Origin of the sequence: Aeromonas sp. 1805, from assembly GCF_013085525.1 — a bacterium.
Taxonomy (GTDB): Bacteria; Pseudomonadota; Gammaproteobacteria; order Enterobacterales; family Aeromonadaceae; genus Aeromonas; species Aeromonas hydrophila.
Map to the genome: position 1 here is coordinate 3,414,101 of NZ_CP038515.1, position 18,158 is coordinate 3,432,258.

Annotated in this window: 19 protein-coding genes; 14 read left to right on the plus strand and 5 right to left on the minus strand. The window is 59.7% G+C overall.

Annotation, left to right across the window (positions count from 1 at the left end):
• Nucleotides 1-64: 64 nt before the first annotated feature.
• A complete protein-coding gene (locus E5E96_RS16045) occupies nucleotides 65-1,138 on the minus strand; it encodes a permease (protein WP_171282589.1) in 1,074 nt (357 codons plus the stop codon).
• Between the two features lie 106 nt (nucleotides 1,139-1,244).
• Here E5E96_RS16045 and E5E96_RS16050 point away from each other — a divergent pair, with 106 nt between their 5' ends.
• The 7 genes from E5E96_RS16050 (at nucleotide 1,245) to E5E96_RS16080 (ending at nucleotide 6,746) form a co-directional block, all read left to right on the plus strand.
• A complete protein-coding gene (locus E5E96_RS16050; RefSeq protein ID WP_011705611.1) occupies nucleotides 1,245-1,541 on the plus strand; it encodes a helix-turn-helix transcriptional regulator in 297 nt (98 codons plus the stop codon).
• Nucleotides 1,542-1,627: 86 nt separating this feature from the next.
• Nucleotides 1,628-1,996 carry a helix-turn-helix transcriptional regulator gene (locus E5E96_RS16055; protein ID WP_049049137.1) on the plus strand — a complete coding sequence of 123 codons (369 nt, stop codon included), beginning with the start codon at nucleotides 1,628-1,630 and terminating at the stop codon, nucleotides 1,994-1,996.
• A 3-nt stretch (nucleotides 1,997-1,999) separates the two neighbouring features.
• Nucleotides 2,000-2,428, plus strand: coding sequence for an arsenite efflux transporter metallochaperone ArsD (arsD, locus tag E5E96_RS16060; RefSeq protein WP_171282590.1), 429 nt, complete (start codon nucleotides 2,000-2,002; stop codon nucleotides 2,426-2,428).
• A 68-nt stretch (nucleotides 2,429-2,496) separates the two neighbouring features.
• Entirely contained in the window at nucleotides 2,497-4,296 is a 1,800-nt protein-coding gene (gene arsA / locus E5E96_RS16065) for an arsenical pump-driving ATPase (protein WP_171282591.1), read from the plus strand.
• A gap of 56 nt (nucleotides 4,297-4,352) precedes the next feature.
• A complete protein-coding gene (arsB, locus tag E5E96_RS16070) occupies nucleotides 4,353-5,429 on the plus strand; it encodes an ACR3 family arsenite efflux transporter (protein ID WP_171282592.1) in 1,077 nt (358 codons plus the stop codon).
• Nucleotides 5,426-5,857, plus strand: coding sequence for a glutaredoxin-dependent arsenate reductase (gene arsC / locus E5E96_RS16075; protein WP_171282593.1), 432 nt, complete (start codon nucleotides 5,426-5,428; stop codon nucleotides 5,855-5,857). Before arsB ends, arsC begins: the two co-directional genes overlap by 4 nt.
• 139 nt (nucleotides 5,858-5,996) lie before the next feature.
• Nucleotides 5,997-6,746 carry a class I SAM-dependent methyltransferase gene (locus E5E96_RS16080; RefSeq protein ID WP_171282594.1) on the plus strand — a complete coding sequence of 250 codons (750 nt, stop codon included), beginning with the start codon at nucleotides 5,997-5,999 and terminating at the stop codon, nucleotides 6,744-6,746.
• A gap of 114 nt (nucleotides 6,747-6,860) precedes the next feature.
• Here the strand turns inward: E5E96_RS16080 and E5E96_RS16085 are convergent, their stop codons facing one another.
• Complete coding sequence (locus E5E96_RS16085; protein WP_029301252.1) at nucleotides 6,861-7,106, minus strand: hypothetical protein; 246 nt, start codon at nucleotides 7,104-7,106, stop codon at nucleotides 6,861-6,863.
• 166 nt (nucleotides 7,107-7,272) lie between these two features.
• On the opposite strand from E5E96_RS16085, the gene E5E96_RS16090 reads away from it, so the two are divergent.
• The gene (locus E5E96_RS16090; protein ID WP_171282595.1) at nucleotides 7,273-8,565 is read left to right on the plus strand and encodes an MFS transporter; all 1,293 of its coding nucleotides are present in this window, start codon (nucleotides 7,273-7,275) and stop codon (nucleotides 8,563-8,565) included.
• Nucleotides 8,566-8,631: 66 nt separating this feature from the next.
• On the opposite strand, the gene ahpF is transcribed toward E5E96_RS16090, so the two are convergent.
• The 3 genes from ahpF to E5E96_RS16105 form a co-directional block, all read right to left on the minus strand.
• Complete coding sequence (ahpF, locus tag E5E96_RS16095; RefSeq protein ID WP_171282596.1) at nucleotides 8,632-10,212, minus strand: alkyl hydroperoxide reductase subunit F; 1,581 nt, start codon at nucleotides 10,210-10,212, stop codon at nucleotides 8,632-8,634.
• Between the two features lie 93 nt (nucleotides 10,213-10,305).
• Entirely contained in the window at nucleotides 10,306-10,872 is a 567-nt protein-coding gene (gene ahpC, locus E5E96_RS16100; RefSeq protein ID WP_011705621.1) for an alkyl hydroperoxide reductase subunit C, read from the minus strand.
• Between the two features lie 659 nt (nucleotides 10,873-11,531).
• Nucleotides 11,532-11,978: a CBS domain-containing protein gene (locus tag E5E96_RS16105; RefSeq protein ID WP_171282597.1), complete on the minus strand. Its 447-nt coding sequence runs from the start codon at nucleotides 11,976-11,978 to the stop codon at nucleotides 11,532-11,534.
• 212 nt (nucleotides 11,979-12,190) lie between these two features.
• On the opposite strand from E5E96_RS16105, the gene queA reads away from it, so the two are divergent.
• The 6 genes from queA to E5E96_RS16135 all read left to right on the plus strand — a co-directional run bounded on the left by queA (nucleotide 12,191) and on the right by E5E96_RS16135 (nucleotide 18,148).
• Nucleotides 12,191-13,258, plus strand: a complete 1,068-nt coding sequence (gene queA, locus E5E96_RS16110; protein ID WP_171282598.1) for a tRNA preQ1(34) S-adenosylmethionine ribosyltransferase-isomerase QueA — start codon at nucleotides 12,191-12,193, stop codon at nucleotides 13,256-13,258.
• Nucleotides 13,259-13,328: 70 nt separating this feature from the next.
• Nucleotides 13,329-14,465, plus strand: coding sequence for a tRNA guanosine(34) transglycosylase Tgt (tgt, locus tag E5E96_RS16115; RefSeq protein WP_016350389.1), 1,137 nt, complete (start codon nucleotides 13,329-13,331; stop codon nucleotides 14,463-14,465).
• Between the two features lie 50 nt (nucleotides 14,466-14,515).
• A complete protein-coding gene (gene yajC / locus E5E96_RS16120) occupies nucleotides 14,516-14,851 on the plus strand; it encodes a preprotein translocase subunit YajC (protein WP_011705624.1) in 336 nt (111 codons plus the stop codon).
• A gap of 18 nt (nucleotides 14,852-14,869) precedes the next feature.
• Nucleotides 14,870-16,723, plus strand: a complete 1,854-nt coding sequence (secD, locus tag E5E96_RS16125) for a protein translocase subunit SecD (protein ID WP_011705625.1) — start codon at nucleotides 14,870-14,872, stop codon at nucleotides 16,721-16,723.
• 9 nt (nucleotides 16,724-16,732) lie between these two features.
• Nucleotides 16,733-17,680 carry a protein translocase subunit SecF gene (gene secF / locus E5E96_RS16130; RefSeq protein ID WP_016350392.1) on the plus strand — a complete coding sequence of 316 codons (948 nt, stop codon included), beginning with the start codon at nucleotides 16,733-16,735 and terminating at the stop codon, nucleotides 17,678-17,680.
• Nucleotides 17,681-17,779: 99 nt separating this feature from the next.
• Nucleotides 17,780-18,148, plus strand: coding sequence for a rhodanese-like domain-containing protein (locus E5E96_RS16135; RefSeq protein WP_171282599.1), 369 nt, complete (start codon nucleotides 17,780-17,782; stop codon nucleotides 18,146-18,148).
• The last annotated feature ends 10 nt before the right edge of the window (nucleotides 18,149-18,158 follow it).

Sequence of the window (18,158 nt, forward strand, 5' to 3'; positions counted from 1 at the left end):
ATCGCAGGGCATTTTTCTTTTGTGTCGCTGATAGCGGTTGTGAGTGATTGGGTGCTGGGGCGGTTTAGAGAAGCCACTGTGTCAAGTAGCCCATCATGACGGCCATCCCCAGTATGACGGTCAGGAACGCTGCAATCATCGGGGTTCTGAACATCGATTTGAGCAGGATCACCTCGGTCAGGCTGGCTCCTGCGCTACCGATAATCAGCGCCATCACGGCCCCCATGCCCATCCCTTTGCCCAGCAATACCGATGCCAGCGGGATAACGGCTTCTGCCCGGATATAGAGCGGAATACCCACGATGGCGCTGAACGGGATCGCCAGCGGGTTGTCTGCCCCGGCGTGGGCCGCTATCCATTCGGCGGGGATGAAACCGTAGATAAATGACCCGATCAGCACCCCCAGCAACAAGTAAGGAAGCACGTCTTTGAATTGTTGCCAGGCATCGAGACGCGCTTTGGCGAAGGCAGTGGGAATGACTGGGGCCTGAGTCAGAGCCGCAGTGCCATCTGCGCAGCAAGAGAGAGTTGATGCGGCCTCATCGGGTTGCGCAGTACAGCAGGATGTCTGAGCCTTTAGCGGTTTGATGGACTTGATAGCATTGCTTGAGCAGCAAGCTGTTGCATCCACACTGGCAGGTTCTTGTGTCGTGGTGCTACAACCGGTGCCGCAGCTACTTTGCTTGGCCTCTTTGGGGTCAATGACATGACGCTCAAACCCCAACATGTCCAGCAGCATACTCGCCAGTACAGAAACGCTTGCAGCAATCACGGCATACAAGACTGTCACTTTCCAGCCGAAGGTGGCCCACATCAGGCCGACGATGATGGGGTTGAGCAGCGGTGAGACAAACAGGAAGGTCAGGGTTGGCCCAAAACCGGCTTTGGCAGACAAGAGTCCGCGCAGCATAGGAATGGATGAGCAACTGCAAAAAGGGGTCAATGCGCCAAGTGCTGCTGAAATAAAATAGCCTCTGCCTTTTCGTGCCCCCAGCATGGCCTGGATCTTGGTGTCAGGTATCTTCTGGCGGATCAGGCTGACCCCGGCACTGATCACCAGGAACAGCACAGAAAGCTCAAAGGCCAGGAACAAAAACATCTGAGATGCATCTCTCAGCATGGTTAACCAGTCATTCATCTTCATGTCCTGCTTGATTTACTATATTTCCAAAATAATCGAATCATTGGGGTGGTCAAGATATTTCTGGTATTATCGAAATATGTGTCATCGAGAGGAGTGAGCTATGCAATTGGAAGAGGTTGCCAAGGCATTGAAAGAGCTGGGTCATCCGACTCGTTTGTTCATTTTCAAGCATTTGGTCAAAGCGGGGGAGCAAGGCTTGCCTGTTGGAGACTTGCAAAAGCAGCTCGCGATTCCCGCATCGACCCTAAGCCACCACATTGCCGCGCTGGTCTCGGTTGGTCTGGTCAAGCAGAACCGGGAGAGTCGTACCCTGCTGTGCGTCTCTCAATACGACGTGCTGGAAGAGATCATCGCGTTTTTCCGTGAAGAGTGTTGCGTAAATGGTCGCTCAACCTGAACAGATTCACAGCAGTACCAAGCCGCCTTGATCATTTCGACTGTTCTTGTATAGTTGTAATGATGGGATGATTGATAGAGGTTCAAATGAATAAAGATATTGCTACTAAAGTCTTCGAGTCTCTGTCGTCCGGCATCCGCCTCGATGTATGGCGCCTGTTGGTCAAAGCCGGGCTGGAAGGGCAAGTTGCCGGCCAGTTGGCCAGCGAGCTCGACATTGCTCCCAACACGCTTTCATTTCATCTGAAAGCCATGTTGCATGCGGGCTTGCTATCGGTGGAGCAGGAGGGGCGCTTTTTACGCTATCGCGCCAACATTCCCCTGATGCTCGATTTGATCGGTTATCTCACCGAAGAGTGCTGCGCCGGTCATCCGGAAGCCTGCGGGGTGATGAGGGCTGAGTCTGGCTGCTCACCCCATGTATTGCCTGCGCAGCCATGCTGCAATAAGGAGTAGGCCATGAGACTGATACAAGTTTTTGACCCGGCCCTATGCTGCTCCAGCGGCGTCTGTGGCACAGACATTGACCAAAATCTGGTGATCTTCGCTGGCGATGCCGAGTGGCTCAAGCAGCAGGGGGGATCTCTATATCGCTTCAATTTGGCGCAACAACCCCTGGTATTCGCTGAGACCCCGGCGGTGGCTTCTTTCCTGGAACTGTCCGGTGAAGAAGGGCTGCCTGTGACCCTGGTGGATGGCCAGGTGGTTCTCACCGGTCGTTATCCCAGCCGTGCCGAACTGCTCCGCTATGCCGGGCTGGGGTTGCCGAAAGCACCAGAAAGCGATGGTGCCGAAGTTGAACAGCCAGCAGCCGAGCCCAACAAAATCGGTGCCATCAAAGGGATCGTCAAGAGTGGATGCTGCTCCGGCAGCAGTGGTTGCTGCTAAGCGTCATCGCCTGGCTGGCAAGTTCTCTGTTCGGCCCATGGCCTCGTTATTCCTGATAGGAGTCTCTCATGTCCCCGTTGCTGAACTACTCGTTTCTCAATGACGCGCCCCCCTTTCTCTTTTTCACCGGCAAGGGTGGGGTGGGTAAAACATCGCTGGCATGTGCCAGTGCGGTTGCCTTGTGTGACAGTGGCAAACGGGTACTGCTGGTCAGCACGGATCCGGCGTCAAACGTCGGCCAGGTGCTCGACACCCAAATAGGCAACAGCATTACTGCCATCGCGGCAGTCAGTGGGTTATCAGCACTGGAAATTGATCCGCAAGCTGCCGCGCAAGCCTATCGCGAACGTATCGTTGGCCCGGTGCGCGGCAAGCTGCCCGAGAGCGTGGTACGCAGCATTGAAGAACAGCTTTCCGGTGCCTGTACCACGGAGATCGCCGCCTTTGACGAATTCACCGCGCTCTTGACCGACAGCTGCCTAGTGGGGGAATACGACCATATCGTGTTCGACACGGCGCCGACCGGTCACACCATCCGTCTGTTGCAACTGCCGGGGGCATGGAGCGAGTTTCTGGCGCAGGGCAAGGGCGATGCTTCCTGTCTGGGGCCATTGGCTGGGCTGGAAAAACAGCGCAGCCAATACGCAGAGGCTGTTGCGGCCCTTTCCGATTCCGGAAAAACCCGGCTGATTCTGGTTGCCCGGGCGCAAGCCTCGACCCTGCGGGAAGTGGCGCGTACCCATGACGAGCTGGCGACCATCGGCCTTGCCAATCAGCAACTGGTCATCAATGGCATCTTCCCCCAAAGCGAGCTGGCGGATGATCCCCTGGCGACTGCCGTATGGCAACGTGAGCAGCAGGCGATGGCTGATATGCCAGCGCTGCTGGCAAGTTTGCCACAAGACAGCGTGCCGCTGTTGGCGACCAATCTGGTGGGCGTGGACAGCCTGCGCCAGTTACTCGGTGCAAGCCTCGTCAGTGGGGTTAATGAGATCGAATGCACTGCCGCCGAGTCATACAACCAGCAGCACCCCGGATTGAAGCAACTGGTCGATGAGCTTGCTACTGATAGTCACGGGCTCATCATGCTGATGGGCAAGGGTGGTGTGGGTAAAACGACGTTGGCGGCGGCAGTGGCGGTAGAGCTCGCCAGCCGGGGTCTGCCGGTTCACCTGACCACTTCCGATCCCGCAGCCCACTTGGGAGAGACCCTGGCTGGCGCCTTGCCCAGCCTGGAGGTCAGCCGTATCGATCCCCACGCCGAAACCGAGCGTTATCGTGCCCAGGTGCTGGCCACCAAGGGGGCGAGTCTGGATGCCCAGGGCCGCGCCCTGCTGGAGGAAGATTTACGTTCCCCCTGCACCGAAGAGATCGCCGTGTTTCAGGCCTTCTCGCGGATCATTCGCGAGGCGGGCAAGCGCTTCGTGGTGATGGATACCGCCCCCACTGGCCATACCCTGTTGCTGCTCGATGCGACCGGTGCCTATCACAGGGAGATTGCTCGTCAGATGGGGGGCAAGGGGATGCACTTCACCACCCCCATGATGCAGTTGCAAGACCCGAAACAGACCAAGGTGATGATCGTCACTCTGCCCGAGCCTACCCCGGTACAGGAGGCGACCAACTTGCAAGCCGACTTGCGCCGCGCCGGTATCGAGCCCTGGGCCTGGGTGGTCAATCACATGTTGGCCCCGACCAGTGTCACCTCGCCACTATTGGCCCAGCGAGCGTATCGCCAGCAGCCCCATATCGACGCGGTCAAGCAGGAACATGCGAAGCGTTATGCCGTGGTGCCCCTGCAGGCTGTCGAGCCGGTGGGGGTGAAAGCGCTGCAAGATTTATGTCACCCCATCCACAAGTCGGGGTGAGTGCATCAGCCCCCTCTAGCCTTAATTCTGATTTACCTCATATACGGAGTCTTTTGATGAATACCAGTATTTGCTGCGATCTGCCCGTCAGCAAAAAAATGCGTTTTCTAGACCGCAATCTGACTCTCTGGATCTTCGTCGCCATGGGCATCGGGGTTGGGATTGGCTATCTGTTCCCTCAAGTTGCCCAGTGGAACGAGGCGATGTCGGTCGGGACTACCAATATACCTTTGGCGATTGGCCTGATCCTGATGATGTACCCGCCGCTGGCCAAGGTGAACTACGCCACCATGGGGGCCATGACCCGGGATCGCCGTGCCATCACCCTCTCGCTGGTGATGAACTGGCTGGTGGGCCCCATCTTGATGTTCGTCATCGCGCTGGTGTTTTTGCACGATCAGCCGGGCTATATGGTGGGGCTCATCTTGATAGGTCTGGCGCGCTGCATCGCCATGGTGCTGGTGTGGAACGATCTCGGCGGCGGCAGCAAGGAGTACGGCGCCGGCCTGGTGGCGCTCAACAGCACGTTCCAGATCCTCACCTACAGCTTCATGGCCTGGTTGTTTATTACCGTGCTGCCACCGCTGTTTGGTTTGCAGGGCTTCGCAGTGGATATCACCATGCTGGATATAGCGCAAAGTGTGCTGATCTATCTGGGCATTCCCTTCCTCGCAGGCTTCCTGAGCCGTCACTATCTGGTCAAGGCGAAAGGGGAGAAGTGGTACACCGAGCGTTTTATTCCGGCAATTTCCCCCATCACGCTGATCGCGCTGCTGCTCACTATCGTGCTGATGTTCAGCCTCAAGGGGGAGATGATCGTCGAACTGCCCATGGATGTGCTGCGGGTCGCGGTACCCTTGGTGGTCTACTTCGTGCTGATGTTCTTCACCAGCTTCTTGGTGGGCAAGAAACTGGGCATCCCCTATGACAAGAATGCCTCCATCGCCTTTACCGCCACTGGCAACAACTTCGAGCTGGCCATTGCCGTCGCCATCGCGGTGTTCGGGCTGAGCTCGGATCAGGCTTTTGCCGGGGTGATCGGCCCGCTGGTGGAGGTTCCCGTACTGATCGCCCTGGTCAATGTCGCCCTGCGCATGAAGCGCTCTTATACCAACCCAGAGAACCCATCATGAATGACGCCCAGATCACCATCTACCACAACCCGGCCTGCGGCACCTCCCGCAATACGCTGGCGCTTATCCGCAACTCAGGCGTTGAACCTACCGTTATTCACTATCTGGAGACACCGCCTAGTCGCGCCACCCTGCTGGCGTTGATTGCCGCCATGGGGATGCCGGTACGTGACCTGCTGCGCCAGAACGTGCTCCCCTATGAGGCGCTGGGACTGGCCGAGACCAAGTTCAGCGATGATGAACTGGTCGATGCCATGCTGGCGCACCCTATCCTGATCAACCGGCCCATCGTGGTGACCCCGCTGGGCACCAAGCTGTGCCGTCCGTCAGAAGTGGTGCTGGATATCCTGCCGAGCCCCCAGCAAGGAGCCTTCAGCAAGGAAGATGGAGAGCAGGTGGTAGATGCACAAGGCAGGCGCATCGGCTGACCCCGGCACTCAGGTGCGTGGCGATGAGGTTGGATCGCCATGACAGGGCGATTGCCTTGCCGGTTGCGTTCGGGGCAGGATGAGGGCGGGGCGATTGACTCGGCCCTGATCCCGTACAGATTCAGCACAAGGAGTGGCAATGGACAGTACTCAGCGGTTCTCGACCCGGGTCGAGGCCTATGTGAAATATCGGCCAAGTTATCCTGCCGCCATGCTCGATTTTCTGACCAGCGCGTTGGCCATGGGGCCGACTGCCCGGGTGGCCGATATCGGGGCCGGCACCGGCATCCTGACCGCGCTGCTGGCCCCCCGGGTGGTGCGGGTCTGGGCGGTCGAGCCAAATGCGGAGATGCGCGGGGCGGCCCGGCACCAGCTGCAGGCAGTGGCCAATATCGAGTGGCAGGATGGCAGTGCCGAAGCCACCGGTCTGGCAGACGGGTCGGTGGATCTGGTGACGGTGGCGCAGGCGTTTCACTGGTTTGATCGCGCCGCCTTCAAGCAGGAGTGCCGGCGGCTGCTCAGACCCGGTGGCCGGGTCGCCCTCATCTGGAACGACCGGCTGACCGACACCCCATTTCTCAAGGCTTATGAGGAGGGCCTGCGCACCTATTCGGGAGATTACGAAGAGGTCAATCACCGCAATCTGGGCGAAGGGGATTTTCAGGCCTTCTTCGAGGGGGAGTACCGGCTCGATCGTTTCGCCAACCGCCAGCTGTTCGATCTCGACGGCGTGCTGGGGCGGCTCAACTCCTCTTCCTATGCGCCGGTGGCCGGTTCGCAAGCCCATGCCGCGCTGACGGCGCTGATCGCGCGGGAATTTGCCCGCCATGCGGTCGACGGCGTGATTGCCTTCAACTACGACACCCTGCTCTACAGCGGCCGGGTGTAGCAGTCGGGGTTGCAAGGGAGGGGCCCAGATAAACAGCGGGCCCTTGCCACCGGTGGCGAGGGCCCGCAAGGGCATGATTGATCCTGTTCGCAGCGGTGGGCTGTGGTGCCTGCGCTAACTCTTGTTCAACCCCAGCATGGCCATCGCCTTGGCCAGAGTATCGACGGACTCCTGATGCTTGCCCGCCTTGTGCAGGACTTCCCCCTCGGCGCGCAGCTTCTTCACCTCGGCCAGCTTGTCGGCGCTGAGGGCGGGTTTGGCGGCGAGGGCATCATCGATCTTCTTCATGTCGGCGGGGCAGTGAAAGGCGAGGGCGCTGCCGGTAAAGAGCAGGCTGGCCAAAAGCAGGGCTGGTTTCATGTCGGCTGTCTCCACTGTGATGGCCATGATGGGACGCTCCATCATGGGCTACCCAGCAAGCATAGCCTGCGGTCCGCGCCCTGGCGGGGCGCTCGGGTTGAAGTGGGCGGGAAGCAGACGGTACCATGGTTGTTTTGCTCACGATTGAGCCAATCAGGGAGACCCCATGACACTCGCAAGGTTCCTCTCACCCCTGACCAGTCTGGTGATCTTCATTCTGGGCCATGGCATGTTCAACACCCTGCTGACGGTGCGCCTGTCTGCCGAGCAGGTATCGGCCCAGGCCATCGGCCTGGTATCGGCCGCCTACTTCGGCGGGCTGGTGCTGGGGGCCTTCGTCAACGCCCGCCTCATCATCCGGGTGGGTCACATCCGGGCTTATGCGGCCTACGCCTCCCTGCTCTGCTTTCTGTTTCTGCTGCACGGGATGGTGGTGGAGCCGCTGAGCTGGGCGGCGCTGCGGCTGGTGGGGGGCTTTGCCACCGGCGGTCTGTTCGTGGTGCTGGAGTCCTGGATGCTGGTCTCCAGCACGCCGGCCAACCGGGGCCGGCTGATGTCCCTCTACATGATCCTGCTCTACGGCTCCCTGGCCATGGGGCAACTGCTGCTCAAGTGGGTGGATCCCATGGTGCTGACCCCGTTCGCCCTGTGCGCCATGGCGGCGACCCTGTCGGTGATCCCGCTGGCGGTTTCCCGGGTAGCGACCCCGGCCATGGTGGCGCCCCAGCCGGTCGGCGTGCTGGAGCTGGTGCGCCTCACCCCCGCGGGGATGGGCAGCAGCTTTACCTCCGGCCTCATTCTCGGGGCCATCTACGGCCTGCTGCCTCTCTATTTTACCGACAGTGGTTCGTCGCTCTCCAAGGTAGCGGACATGATGGCGTTGGTGATCCTGGGGGGCATGTGCCTGCAGTACCCCATCGGTCGTCTCTCCGATCGCTACGACCGGCGGCTGGTGATCCTGCTGCTTGGCGCCGTGCTGGCGCTGCTGGCCCTGTTGATGGTGCTGCTGCCCGCCGGCTGGCGCGAGCCGCTGATGGGGGGCCTGGTGTTCCTGCTGGGCGGCATGGCGTTCTCCATCTATCCCTTGAGCCTGAGCCACGCCTGCGACGAGCTGCGCCCAGATCAGGTGCTGGGCGCCAATCAGGGGTTGCTGCTCGCCTACAGCCTGGGGGCCATGACCGGGCCACTGCTGGCGCCTTTTGTCATGGCGCAGTTCGGGCCAGAGGGGCTGTTCGTCTACTTCGCCCTCTGTGGCCTGCTGCTGGCGGGGTATCTCGGCTGGCGCAAGCGGCAGCGGGCCCCCATTCCGCTGGCCGATCATCAGGTGTTCATCCCGGTGCCGCCCAATACCCCCATGACGGCGGAGCTGGAGCCGAGAACGGATCTGGCTGGGGAGGTGGTACCCGCCAGCTATGCCACCCCCGGATCGGATGAGGGCCAGCAGACGAAGGCCGGCTGAGTCGCGGGTGCGTAGCAACAAAAAAAGCCGACTCTGTGAGTCGGCTTTTTGTCCATCTGGTGGCTATCAGGCGGTGACGGCGTCAGCTTTGGTCGCTTCCGGCGCCGGATTGCGAATGAGGTAATCAAACGCTCCCAGTGCGGCGGTCGCCCCGGCGCCCATGGAGATGATGATCTGCTTGAACGGCACCGTGGTGGCGTCCCCTGCGGCGTAGACGCCGGGCAGGGAGGTAGCGCCCTTGGTGTCGATCTCGATCTCGCCAAAGCGGGTTAGGGCCACGTCGCTCCCCTTGAGGAACTCGGTGTTCGGCACCAGACCGATCTGGACGAAGATGCCGGCCACCGCCAGATGCTTGATCTCGCCGGTGGTGCGATCTTCGTAATCCATGCCCACCACCTTGCTGCCATCACCGATCACTTCGGTGGTGCGGGCGCTCATGATGATGTCGATGTTGCCCATGGAGCGGGCTTTCTTCTGCAGCACCTCGTCGGCACGCAGGGTGTCGGCGAACTCCACCACGGTGACGTGCTCGACAATGCCAGCCAAGTCGATGGCTGCCTCGATGCCGGAGTTGCCGCCCCCGATCACCGCAACCCGCTTGCCCTTGAAGAAGGGGCCGTCACAGTGCGGGCAGTAGGCCACGCCCTTGGTGCGGTACTCGAGCTCGCCCGGCACGTTCAGGTCGCGCCAGCGGGCACCGGTCGCCAGGATCACGGCGCGGCTCTTCAAGGTGGCGCCAGAGGCGAGATCCACGTTGACGTAGCCATCCTTGCTGATGGCGGCGGCGCGCTGCTCGGTGATCACTTCCACGCCATACTGCTTGACGTGCTGCTCCAGGCTCGCGGCCAGCTTGGGGCCTTCGGTGTAGGGCACGGAGATGAAGTTCTCGATGCCGACGGTGTCCATCACCTGGCCACCGAAACGCTCGGCGACGATGGCGGTGCGAATGCCTTTGCGAGCGGCATAGATGGCGGCGGCTGCGCCAGCCGGACCACCACCGACGACCAGTACGTCATAAGGGGCTTTTTCGCTCAGCTCTTGCGCCTTGCGTTCGGCGGCACCGGTGTCGAGCTTGGCGACGATCTCTTCCAGCGAAATGCGGCCCTGGCTGAACGGCTGACCGTTCAGGTAGACGTTCGGTACCGCCATGATCTGACGCTCGTTGACCTCGTCCTGGAACAGGGCACCGTCGATCATGGTGTGGGTGATGCCGGGGTTCAGGGTCGCCATCAGGTTCAGCGCCTGCACCACGTCCGGGCAGTTGTGGCAGGAGAGCGAAATGTAAGTCTCGAAGTGGAACTCGCCCTTGAGGTTGCGGATCTGCTCCTGCACGGCCGCATCGGCCTTGGAGGGGTGACCGCCGCTTTGCAGCAGGGCAAGCACCAGGGAGGTAAATTCATGACCCATGGGGATGCCGGCAAAATGAACGCGCGGGGCCTGGCCCTTCGGTGCGACGCTCATGGAAGGCTTGCGGGCATTGGTGCCAGAGGTCTGGGTAATCTTGGGTGACATCTCGGCGATCTCGCCGGCCAAGGCCAGCAGTTCGGCGGATTTGTCACTGTCATTGCCGGACACGCTGATCTCGATGGGATTGACGATGTACTGCAAGTAACCGTTGAGTTGTTGTTTGAGGTTGGTATCCAACATCTTCGAATTCCTTCTTTTGATTGCGGGTCGGCGTTTTGTCAGGCCAGAAAGCAGACCGGCCCTTGAGTGGGCCGGTCTTCAGAGCGGGGAGGCTTAGATTTTGCCTACCAGATCCAGGGACGGGGCCAGGGTGGCGTCGCCTTCTTTCCACTTGGCCGGGCACACTTCACCCGGGTGAGCGGCAACGTACTGGGCAGCCTTGACCTTGCGCAGCAGTTCCAGTGCGTCACGGCCGATACCGCCGGCGTTGATTTCAACGATCTGGATGATGCCTTGCGGGTCGATGACGAAGGTACCGCGGTCAGCCAGACCGGCTTCTTCGATCATCACGCCGAAGTTGCGGGTGATGGTGCCGGTCGGGTCGCCGATCATCGGGTACTGGATCTTCTGGATGGTGTCAGAAGTGTCGTGCCAGGCCTTGTGGGTGAAGTGGGTGTCGGTGGAGACGGAGTAGATCTCGACGCCCAGCTTCTGGAATTCGGCGTAGTTGTCGGCCAGGTCGCCCAGCTCGGTCGGGCAAACGAAAGTGAAGTCAGCCGGGTAGAAGAACACCACGGACCACTTGCCTTTCAGGTCAGCGTCAGACACCTGAACGAATTTGCCATTGTGGTAGGCGGTGGCGTTGAACGGCTTGATTTCAGTGTTGATGTAGGTAGACATGTATTTGCTCCTTGGTGATGTACATATGCCTGTCTGGGTTTGAAGAGTCGTGCCGGACGAGGCGTTTAACTTTCGATGGATTCATCATAGGGACTTTTCCTAATCGATCAAAGCCGCAATTTTGAATCACTTAAATCTACTTATTAGATAAACCATGGCTGCTGTACCTAACATGAATATCGCCGGCATGCCGGGATAACTCCTTGTCGAGATTCAACATCTGTGCGCGGCTTCGGCTTTTCAAGAGGCAAGTGGCAGTCTGCCAACCGCAGAGAGGTGGGGGGTTGCCGCCTTGCGACGCACAGGCGCCGGCACGCACGGGGTTAGGGGAGGGGAATTGCGCGGATAAAAAAATCCCGGCGTCGTCGCAAGGACAAGGCCGGGTCATCAAACAAGGAATGGCTATATAAACAAAAGCTTTACAGCAAAGACTAACTACGGGGTGTGCAAACTTGCAGACATATGAGAGGAAGAGGACGGGTGCACAATCCCTCGTCTTCCGCTCGGCAACTATTGCATGACGGTCATGATAGTGTGATGCAGATCACAAAGCAAGGTTGTGGTGTAATTTTTCAATCAAAATGAAAGAGTTTCAGCTTTATTGCCGATCAAGTACGCTGAAAACGCTTTTATTGTAATTTTTTTACATAAAATTCAGATCAAAAGTCGCCAGGCGGCTCCTGCTCCTCCATCAGTTCCAGCAGGTTGATGGCGACGGCAATGAAGTCCGACTCGGTGACGATGCCGATCAACTTGCGTCCTTTGAGTACCGGCAGGCAGCCGTATCTGTGTCGTTGCAGGTAGAGCGCCGCCTCCTTGATGCCGGCGTGGGGATCTACGCTCGCCACCTGGCGGGTCATGATTTCGTCGAGCTGCACGCTGTCGGTGAACTCCGCCTCCCGCTCCGGATCGATCAGCAGCAGTTTGGATTCGCGGGTGGCCAGGATGTCGGAGAGGGTAACCAGGCCCAGCAGATGATGCTGTTCGTCAACGATGGGGATGTGGCGGATCCGCTCCTGCTGCATCAGATCCATCGCCTGTTTGACGCTGTTTTCCGGACCCAGGGTGAAGGGGTGTTCAGTCATGATCTCGGATAGGGTCATCATGGTGGGCCTCCTTGTGTATCTGCTTTCACCCTAGCCCAGCCCCTCTCGGCAAAACATGATCAGGGTCAATACAAAACCTTAAAGGTTTTTTAACTGGCCCTGCTTCACATAATTGCTCGCTATCCCTTGTCTCCCTTGGGTTTTTGGTCTTTTGGGTTGCCTTGGAAGAAGGGGATAACTAGACTAGCCGCCGATTCCCCCCGAGGTGAAAGATGCAAGTATCCGATTTTCATTTTGATCTGCCAGACGAGCTGATTGCCCGCTATCCCATGACGGAACGTACCGCCAGTCGTCTGTTGCAGCTCGATGGTCAAACTGGCGCACTGCGCCACGGTCAATTTGTGGATGTGCTGGACCAGCTTAACCCCGGCGATCTGCTGGTATTCAACAACACCCGTGTCATTCCGGCGCGCATGTTTGGCCAGAAGGCCAGCGGCGGCAAGCTGGAGGTGCTGGTGGAGCGGATGCTGGACGAGCACAGCGTGCTGGCTCATGTGCGCTCTTCCAAATCCCCCAAGCCCGGTACCCGGCTCATTCTGGATGGCGGGGCCAACGGCGAGAAAGTTGAAGCCGAGATGCGCGCCCGTCACGATGCCCTGTTCGAGATCCACTTCCTCGACCCCCGCCCTGTGCTGGAGATCCTGGAAGCCATCGGCCACATGCCGCTGCCCCCTTATATCGATCGTCCCGACGAGGATGCCGACAAGGAGCGCTACCAGACCGTCTACAACCAGAAGCCGGGTGCCGTGGCGGCGCCGACTGCTGGGTTGCACTTCGATGAGCCGCTGCTCGAGAAGATCCGTGCCAAGGGGGTGGAAACGGCGTTTGTCACCCTGCACGTCGGGGCGGGCACCTTCCAGCCGGTGCGGGTGGACAAGATTGAAGATCACCACATGCACTCGGAGTATGCCGAGGTGCCGCAGGAGGTGGTGGACGCCATCGCGGCGACGCGCACCCGTGGTGGCCGGGTGATTGCGGTGGGAACCACCTCGGTGCGATCGCTCGAGAGCGCGGCCAAGGTGACCCTGGCTCAGGGCAAGCCGCTGGCGCCGTTCTTCAGCGACACCGACATCTTCATCTTCCCTGGTTACCAGTTCCAGGTGGTCGATGCCATGGTCACCAACTTCCATCTGCCGGAGTCGACCCTGATCATGCTGGTCAGCGCCTTTGCCGGCTACGACAACGTGATGGCGGCCTACCAGGCGGCTGTGGCCGAGCAGTACCGTTTCTTCAGCTACGGGGACGCCATGTTCGTCACCCGTCGCCGGGCGCAGGCATAAGCCACGCCCTTTATACCGGGCCCTCGGGCCCCCTACTGTCAGACTGTTTCTCTGACGCAACGAGGTAGCAATGAAATTTGAACTGAAAACCACTGACGGCCGTGCCCGTCGCGGCCAGCTGGTATTCGAGCGCGGCACCGTGCAGACCCCGGCCTTCATGCCGGTCGGCACCTACGGCACCGTCAAGGGGATGACCCCGGAAGAGGTGCGTGAGACTGGCGCTCAGATCCTGCTCGGCAACACCTTCCACCTCTGGCTGCGGCCGGGGCAGGAAGTGATGCGCGCCCACGGCGATCTGCATGACTTCATGAACTGGCAGGGCCCGATCCTGACCGACTCCGGTGGTTTCCAGGTGTTCAGCCTGGGGCACATTCGCAAGATCACCGAGGCGGGGGTGCACTTCCGTCACCCCATCAACGGCGAGAAGATTTTCCTCGACCCCGAGAAATCCATGGAGATCCAGTACGATCTGGGCTCCGACATCGTGATGATCTTCGATGAGTGCACGCCGTACCCGGCCACTTACGAAGAGGCGCGCAAGTCCATGGAGATGTCCCTGCGCTGGGGCAAGCGTTCGCGTGACAAGTTCGATGCGCTCGGCAACAAGAACGCCCTGTTCGGCATCATCCAGGGTTCCGTGTACGAAGATCTGCGGGATGTGTCGCTGGAAGGTCTCTTGGAGATCGGCTTCGACGGTTACGCGGTCGGTGGTCTGGCGGTGGGTGAGCCGAAAGAGGACATGCATCGCATCCTCGAGCACGTCTGCCCGAAAATTCCGGCCGACAAGCCGCGCTACCTGATGGGCGTGGGCAAGCCGGAAGATCTGGTGGAAGGGGTGCGCCGCGGTATCGACATGTTCGACTGCGTGATGCCGACCCGCAACGCCCGCAACGGCCACCTGTTCACCACCGACGGGGTGGTCAAGATCCGCAACGCCAAGTATCGCGAGGACACCAGCACCCTGGATGCCGACTGCGATTGCTACACCTGCAAGAACTACACCCGCAGTTATTTGTACCATCTGGACAAGTGCAACGAGATCCTCGGTGCCCGTCTGAACACCATTCACAACCTGCGTTATTACCAGCGTGTGATGCAGGGTTTGCGGGACGCGATCGAGCAGGGTAAATTAGACGACTTTGTAACTGAGTTTTACCGTCGGCAAGGGAAGCCCGTGCCTCCGTTAGCTGAAAATGACGTGAAATAACAACGATATATAAGCTAGTTTTCAAATCTACATCAATAAGAGGTTGTTAAATGAGCATTATCTCCAAGGCGTATGCAGAAGGCGCAGTTCCGGGTGCACAGGGTGGTGGCATGGAAATGATCATCATGCTGGCCGTATTCGGCCTCATCTTCTACTTCATGATCTATCGCCCCCAGGCCAAGCGCGCCAAAGATCACCGCAACCTGATGAGCTCCCTCTCCAAGGGTGACGAAGTACTCACTTCCGGTGGCCTGGTCGGCAAGATCGCCAAAGTATCCGCCGACAGCGAATACCTCGTGCTGGCCCTGAACGATCAGACCCAGGTCACCATCAAACGTGACTTCGTTTCTGCCGTTCTGCCCAAGGGTTCTATCCAGTCCCTCTAATCTCCCGAGGAGCACAGCGTGTTAAATCGCTATCCGCTGTGGAAATACCTGATGGTGGTCGTGGTGATCGCCATCGGTTTTCTATATGCAGCCCCCAATCTTTACGGCGAAGACCCGGCCTTGCAGATCTCTGCCAGCCGGGGGGCCGAAGTCAAGCTGGACACCCTTGACCTGGTGAAAGAGACGCTCGATGCGGCTCAGATCCCGGTCAAGCATGCGGCGTTCGAGCACGGCTTCATCCTGGTTCGTTTCAAAAATACCGAAGAGCAGCTCAAGGCGCGCGACATCGTCGCCAACAAGCTGGGCGACAACTTCATTACCGCTCTCAACCTGGCCCCTTCCACGCCTGCCTGGCTCGAAGCCATCGGCGCCAACCCGCTCAAGCTGGGTCTGGACCTGCGCGGCGGTGTGCACTTCCTGATGGAAGTGGACATGGCCGAGGCGCTGACCAAGCAGCAAGAGCAGATGGTGCAGGATTTCCGCTCCGAGCTGCGTACCCAGAAGATCCGTTATTCCGGCGTGCGCCGGGCCGGTGATCAGGTACAGGTGCTGTTCCGTGACGAGGCCGATCAGGCCAAGGCCATCTCTCACCTGCGTCGTCAGAACCCGGATCTCACCTTCACCACCGAGCAGAAGGGGGACGAGTTCGTCCTGCTGGCCGGTCTGAGTGAAGCCAAGATCAAGGAAGTGAAGAAGTACGCCCTCGAGCAGAACATCACCATCATCCGCAACCGGGTGAACGAGCTGGGCGTGGCCGAGCCGCTGGTACAACAGCAGGGTGCCGAGCGCATCGTGGTGGAACTGCCCGGTATTCAGGACACCGCCCGTGCCAAGGAGATCCTGGGCGCGACCGCGACCCTGGAATTCCACATGGTCGATGAGACTGCCGACATCCAGGCCGCGGCCGATGGTCGGGTGCCGCCGAGCTCCAAGGTCTATAACGATCGCAACGGGCGTCCGGTGGTGCTGCAAAAGCGCATCATCCTGACCGGTGACCACATCGTGGGTGCCCAGTCCGGTTTCGACGAATACAGCCGTCCCCAGGTCAACATCAAGCTTGATGGCCAGGGTGGCAACAAGATGGCCAACTTTACCAAGGACAACGTTGGTAAGGGCATGGCGACCGTGTTCATCGAATACAAGCCAGTCGGTCAGCCGGGTCCGGACGGCAAGCGCAAGTTCCGCAAGCAGGAGGAGGTGATCAACGTCGCCACCATCCAGTCGCGCCTTGGCAGCCAGTTCCGCATCACCGGCATCGACAACGCCAACGAAGCCCACAACCTGGCGCTGCTGCTGCGTGCCGGTGCGCTGATCGCCCCGATCCAGATCGTGGAAGAGCGCACCATTGGCCCGAGCCTGGGTCAGCAGAACATCGACAGCGGTATGGAAGCCATCGGCTGGGCCATGTTGGTGATCGTGCTGTTCATGGGGATCTACTACCGTGCGTTCGGCTGGGTGGCCAACATCGCCCTCACCATGAACCTGGTGCTGATCGTCGGTATCATGTCGATGATCCCGGGGGCCACCATGACCCTGCCGGGCATTGCCGGTATCGTCTTGACGCTGGGCATGGCGGTGGATGCCAACGTGCTGATCTACGAGCGTATTCGTGAAGAGATCCGCAACGGTCGTGGGGTGCAGCAGGCCATCCATCTGGGCTTTGATCGGGCATTCTCGACCATCGCCGACTCCAACGTCACCTCGCTCATCACCTGTGTGATCCTGTTCGGTATCGGTACCGGCGCCATCAAGGGCTTCGCCCTGACGCTGGGGATTGGTCTGAGTGCTTCCATGTTTACCGCCATCACGGTCTCCCGCGCCATCATCAACCTGGCCTGGGGTGGACGGCGCCTCGACAAGCTGCCGATCTAAGGAAGAGACATGTTTCAGATTCTACATTTTGAAAAGCCCATTCCCTTCATGCGCTATGCTAGGCCGGGTGTGGTCTTCTCTACCCTGCTGATGGTGATCTCCCTGTTCTTCCTGTTCGATCGGGGCCTGAACTGGGGTCTGGACTTCACCGGTGGTACCACCATCGAGGTGGGCTTCCAGCAGTCGGTGAGCCTGGACAAGGTGCATCAGGTGCTGGACGAGCAGAAGATTGAAGGGGCGACCCTGCAACACTTCGGCTCCAGCCGTGACGTCCTGTTCCGCCTGACCCCGAAAGAGGGGGTCAAGGTGGAGCAGCAGGGTAACGAGGTGCTGGCGGCGGCCAAGCTGATCGATCCTGCGGCCGTGCTCAAGCGCGTCGAGTTCGTCGGTCCCTCCGTGGGCGACGAGCTGGCGACCGACGGTGCGCTGGCCATGCTGGCCTCCATCATCTGTATCCTGATCTACGTGGCGGTGCGCTTCGAGTGGCGTCTGGCCATGGGGGGCATTCTCTCCCTGGTGCACGACGTGGTGATCACCCTCGGCGTCTTTGCCTACTTCCAGTACGAGTTTGACCTGACCGTGCTGGCGGCATTGATGACCCTGGTGGGTTACTCCCTGAACGACACCATCGTGGTGTTCGACCGGTTGCGGGAGAACTTTCGCAAGGTGCGCAAGGGGGATACCGAGTACATTCTGGATCTCTCCATGACCGAGACCCTGAGCCGGACCATCATCACCTCGGGGTTGACCTTCGTGGTGGTGCTGGCACTGCTGCTCAAGGGCGGTCCGCTGATCCACGGTTTCTCGGTGGCCATGGTGATCGGTGTCGCCTTCGGTACCTACTCCTCCATCTATGTGGCGAGCTCGTTCGCCATGTTCTTCGGGGTCAAGCGGGAGCACATGCTGCCGACCCAGGTGGAAAAAGAGGGCGCGGATCAGCAAGAGATCCTGCCGTAAATGACAAGGGCGCCGCGAGGCGCCCTTTCTCTTATCGTCCGGGTGAGTCATTATGACGGTTTCACCCACGGCTGTTGGCCAACAGGCAAGGAGCAAGCCATGCAACACAATCCCCGTTTTCTGGCACTGGTAGAGGCCATTCGTCCCCATGTGCGGGAGACCGACGTGCACCAGATCAAAGGCTGGCAGGATGAGGGGCGCACCTTTCACCTGGTCGACGTGCGGGAAGAGAGTGAGTGGACCAGGGGCCATCTGCCGGGGGCGACCTACCTCGGCCGTGGTGTGATCGAGCGGGACATCGAGACCCGTTACCCGGATCCCGACACCGAGCTCTACCTCTATTGTGGTGGGGGATTTCGCTCCATTCTGGTGGCGGAGAACCTGCAGAAGATGGGCTACGGTCGGGTGGTCAGCGTCGATGGTGGCTTTCGGGGCTGGTGTGATGCCGGATACCCTGTCGAATCCTGATTTATTTGAG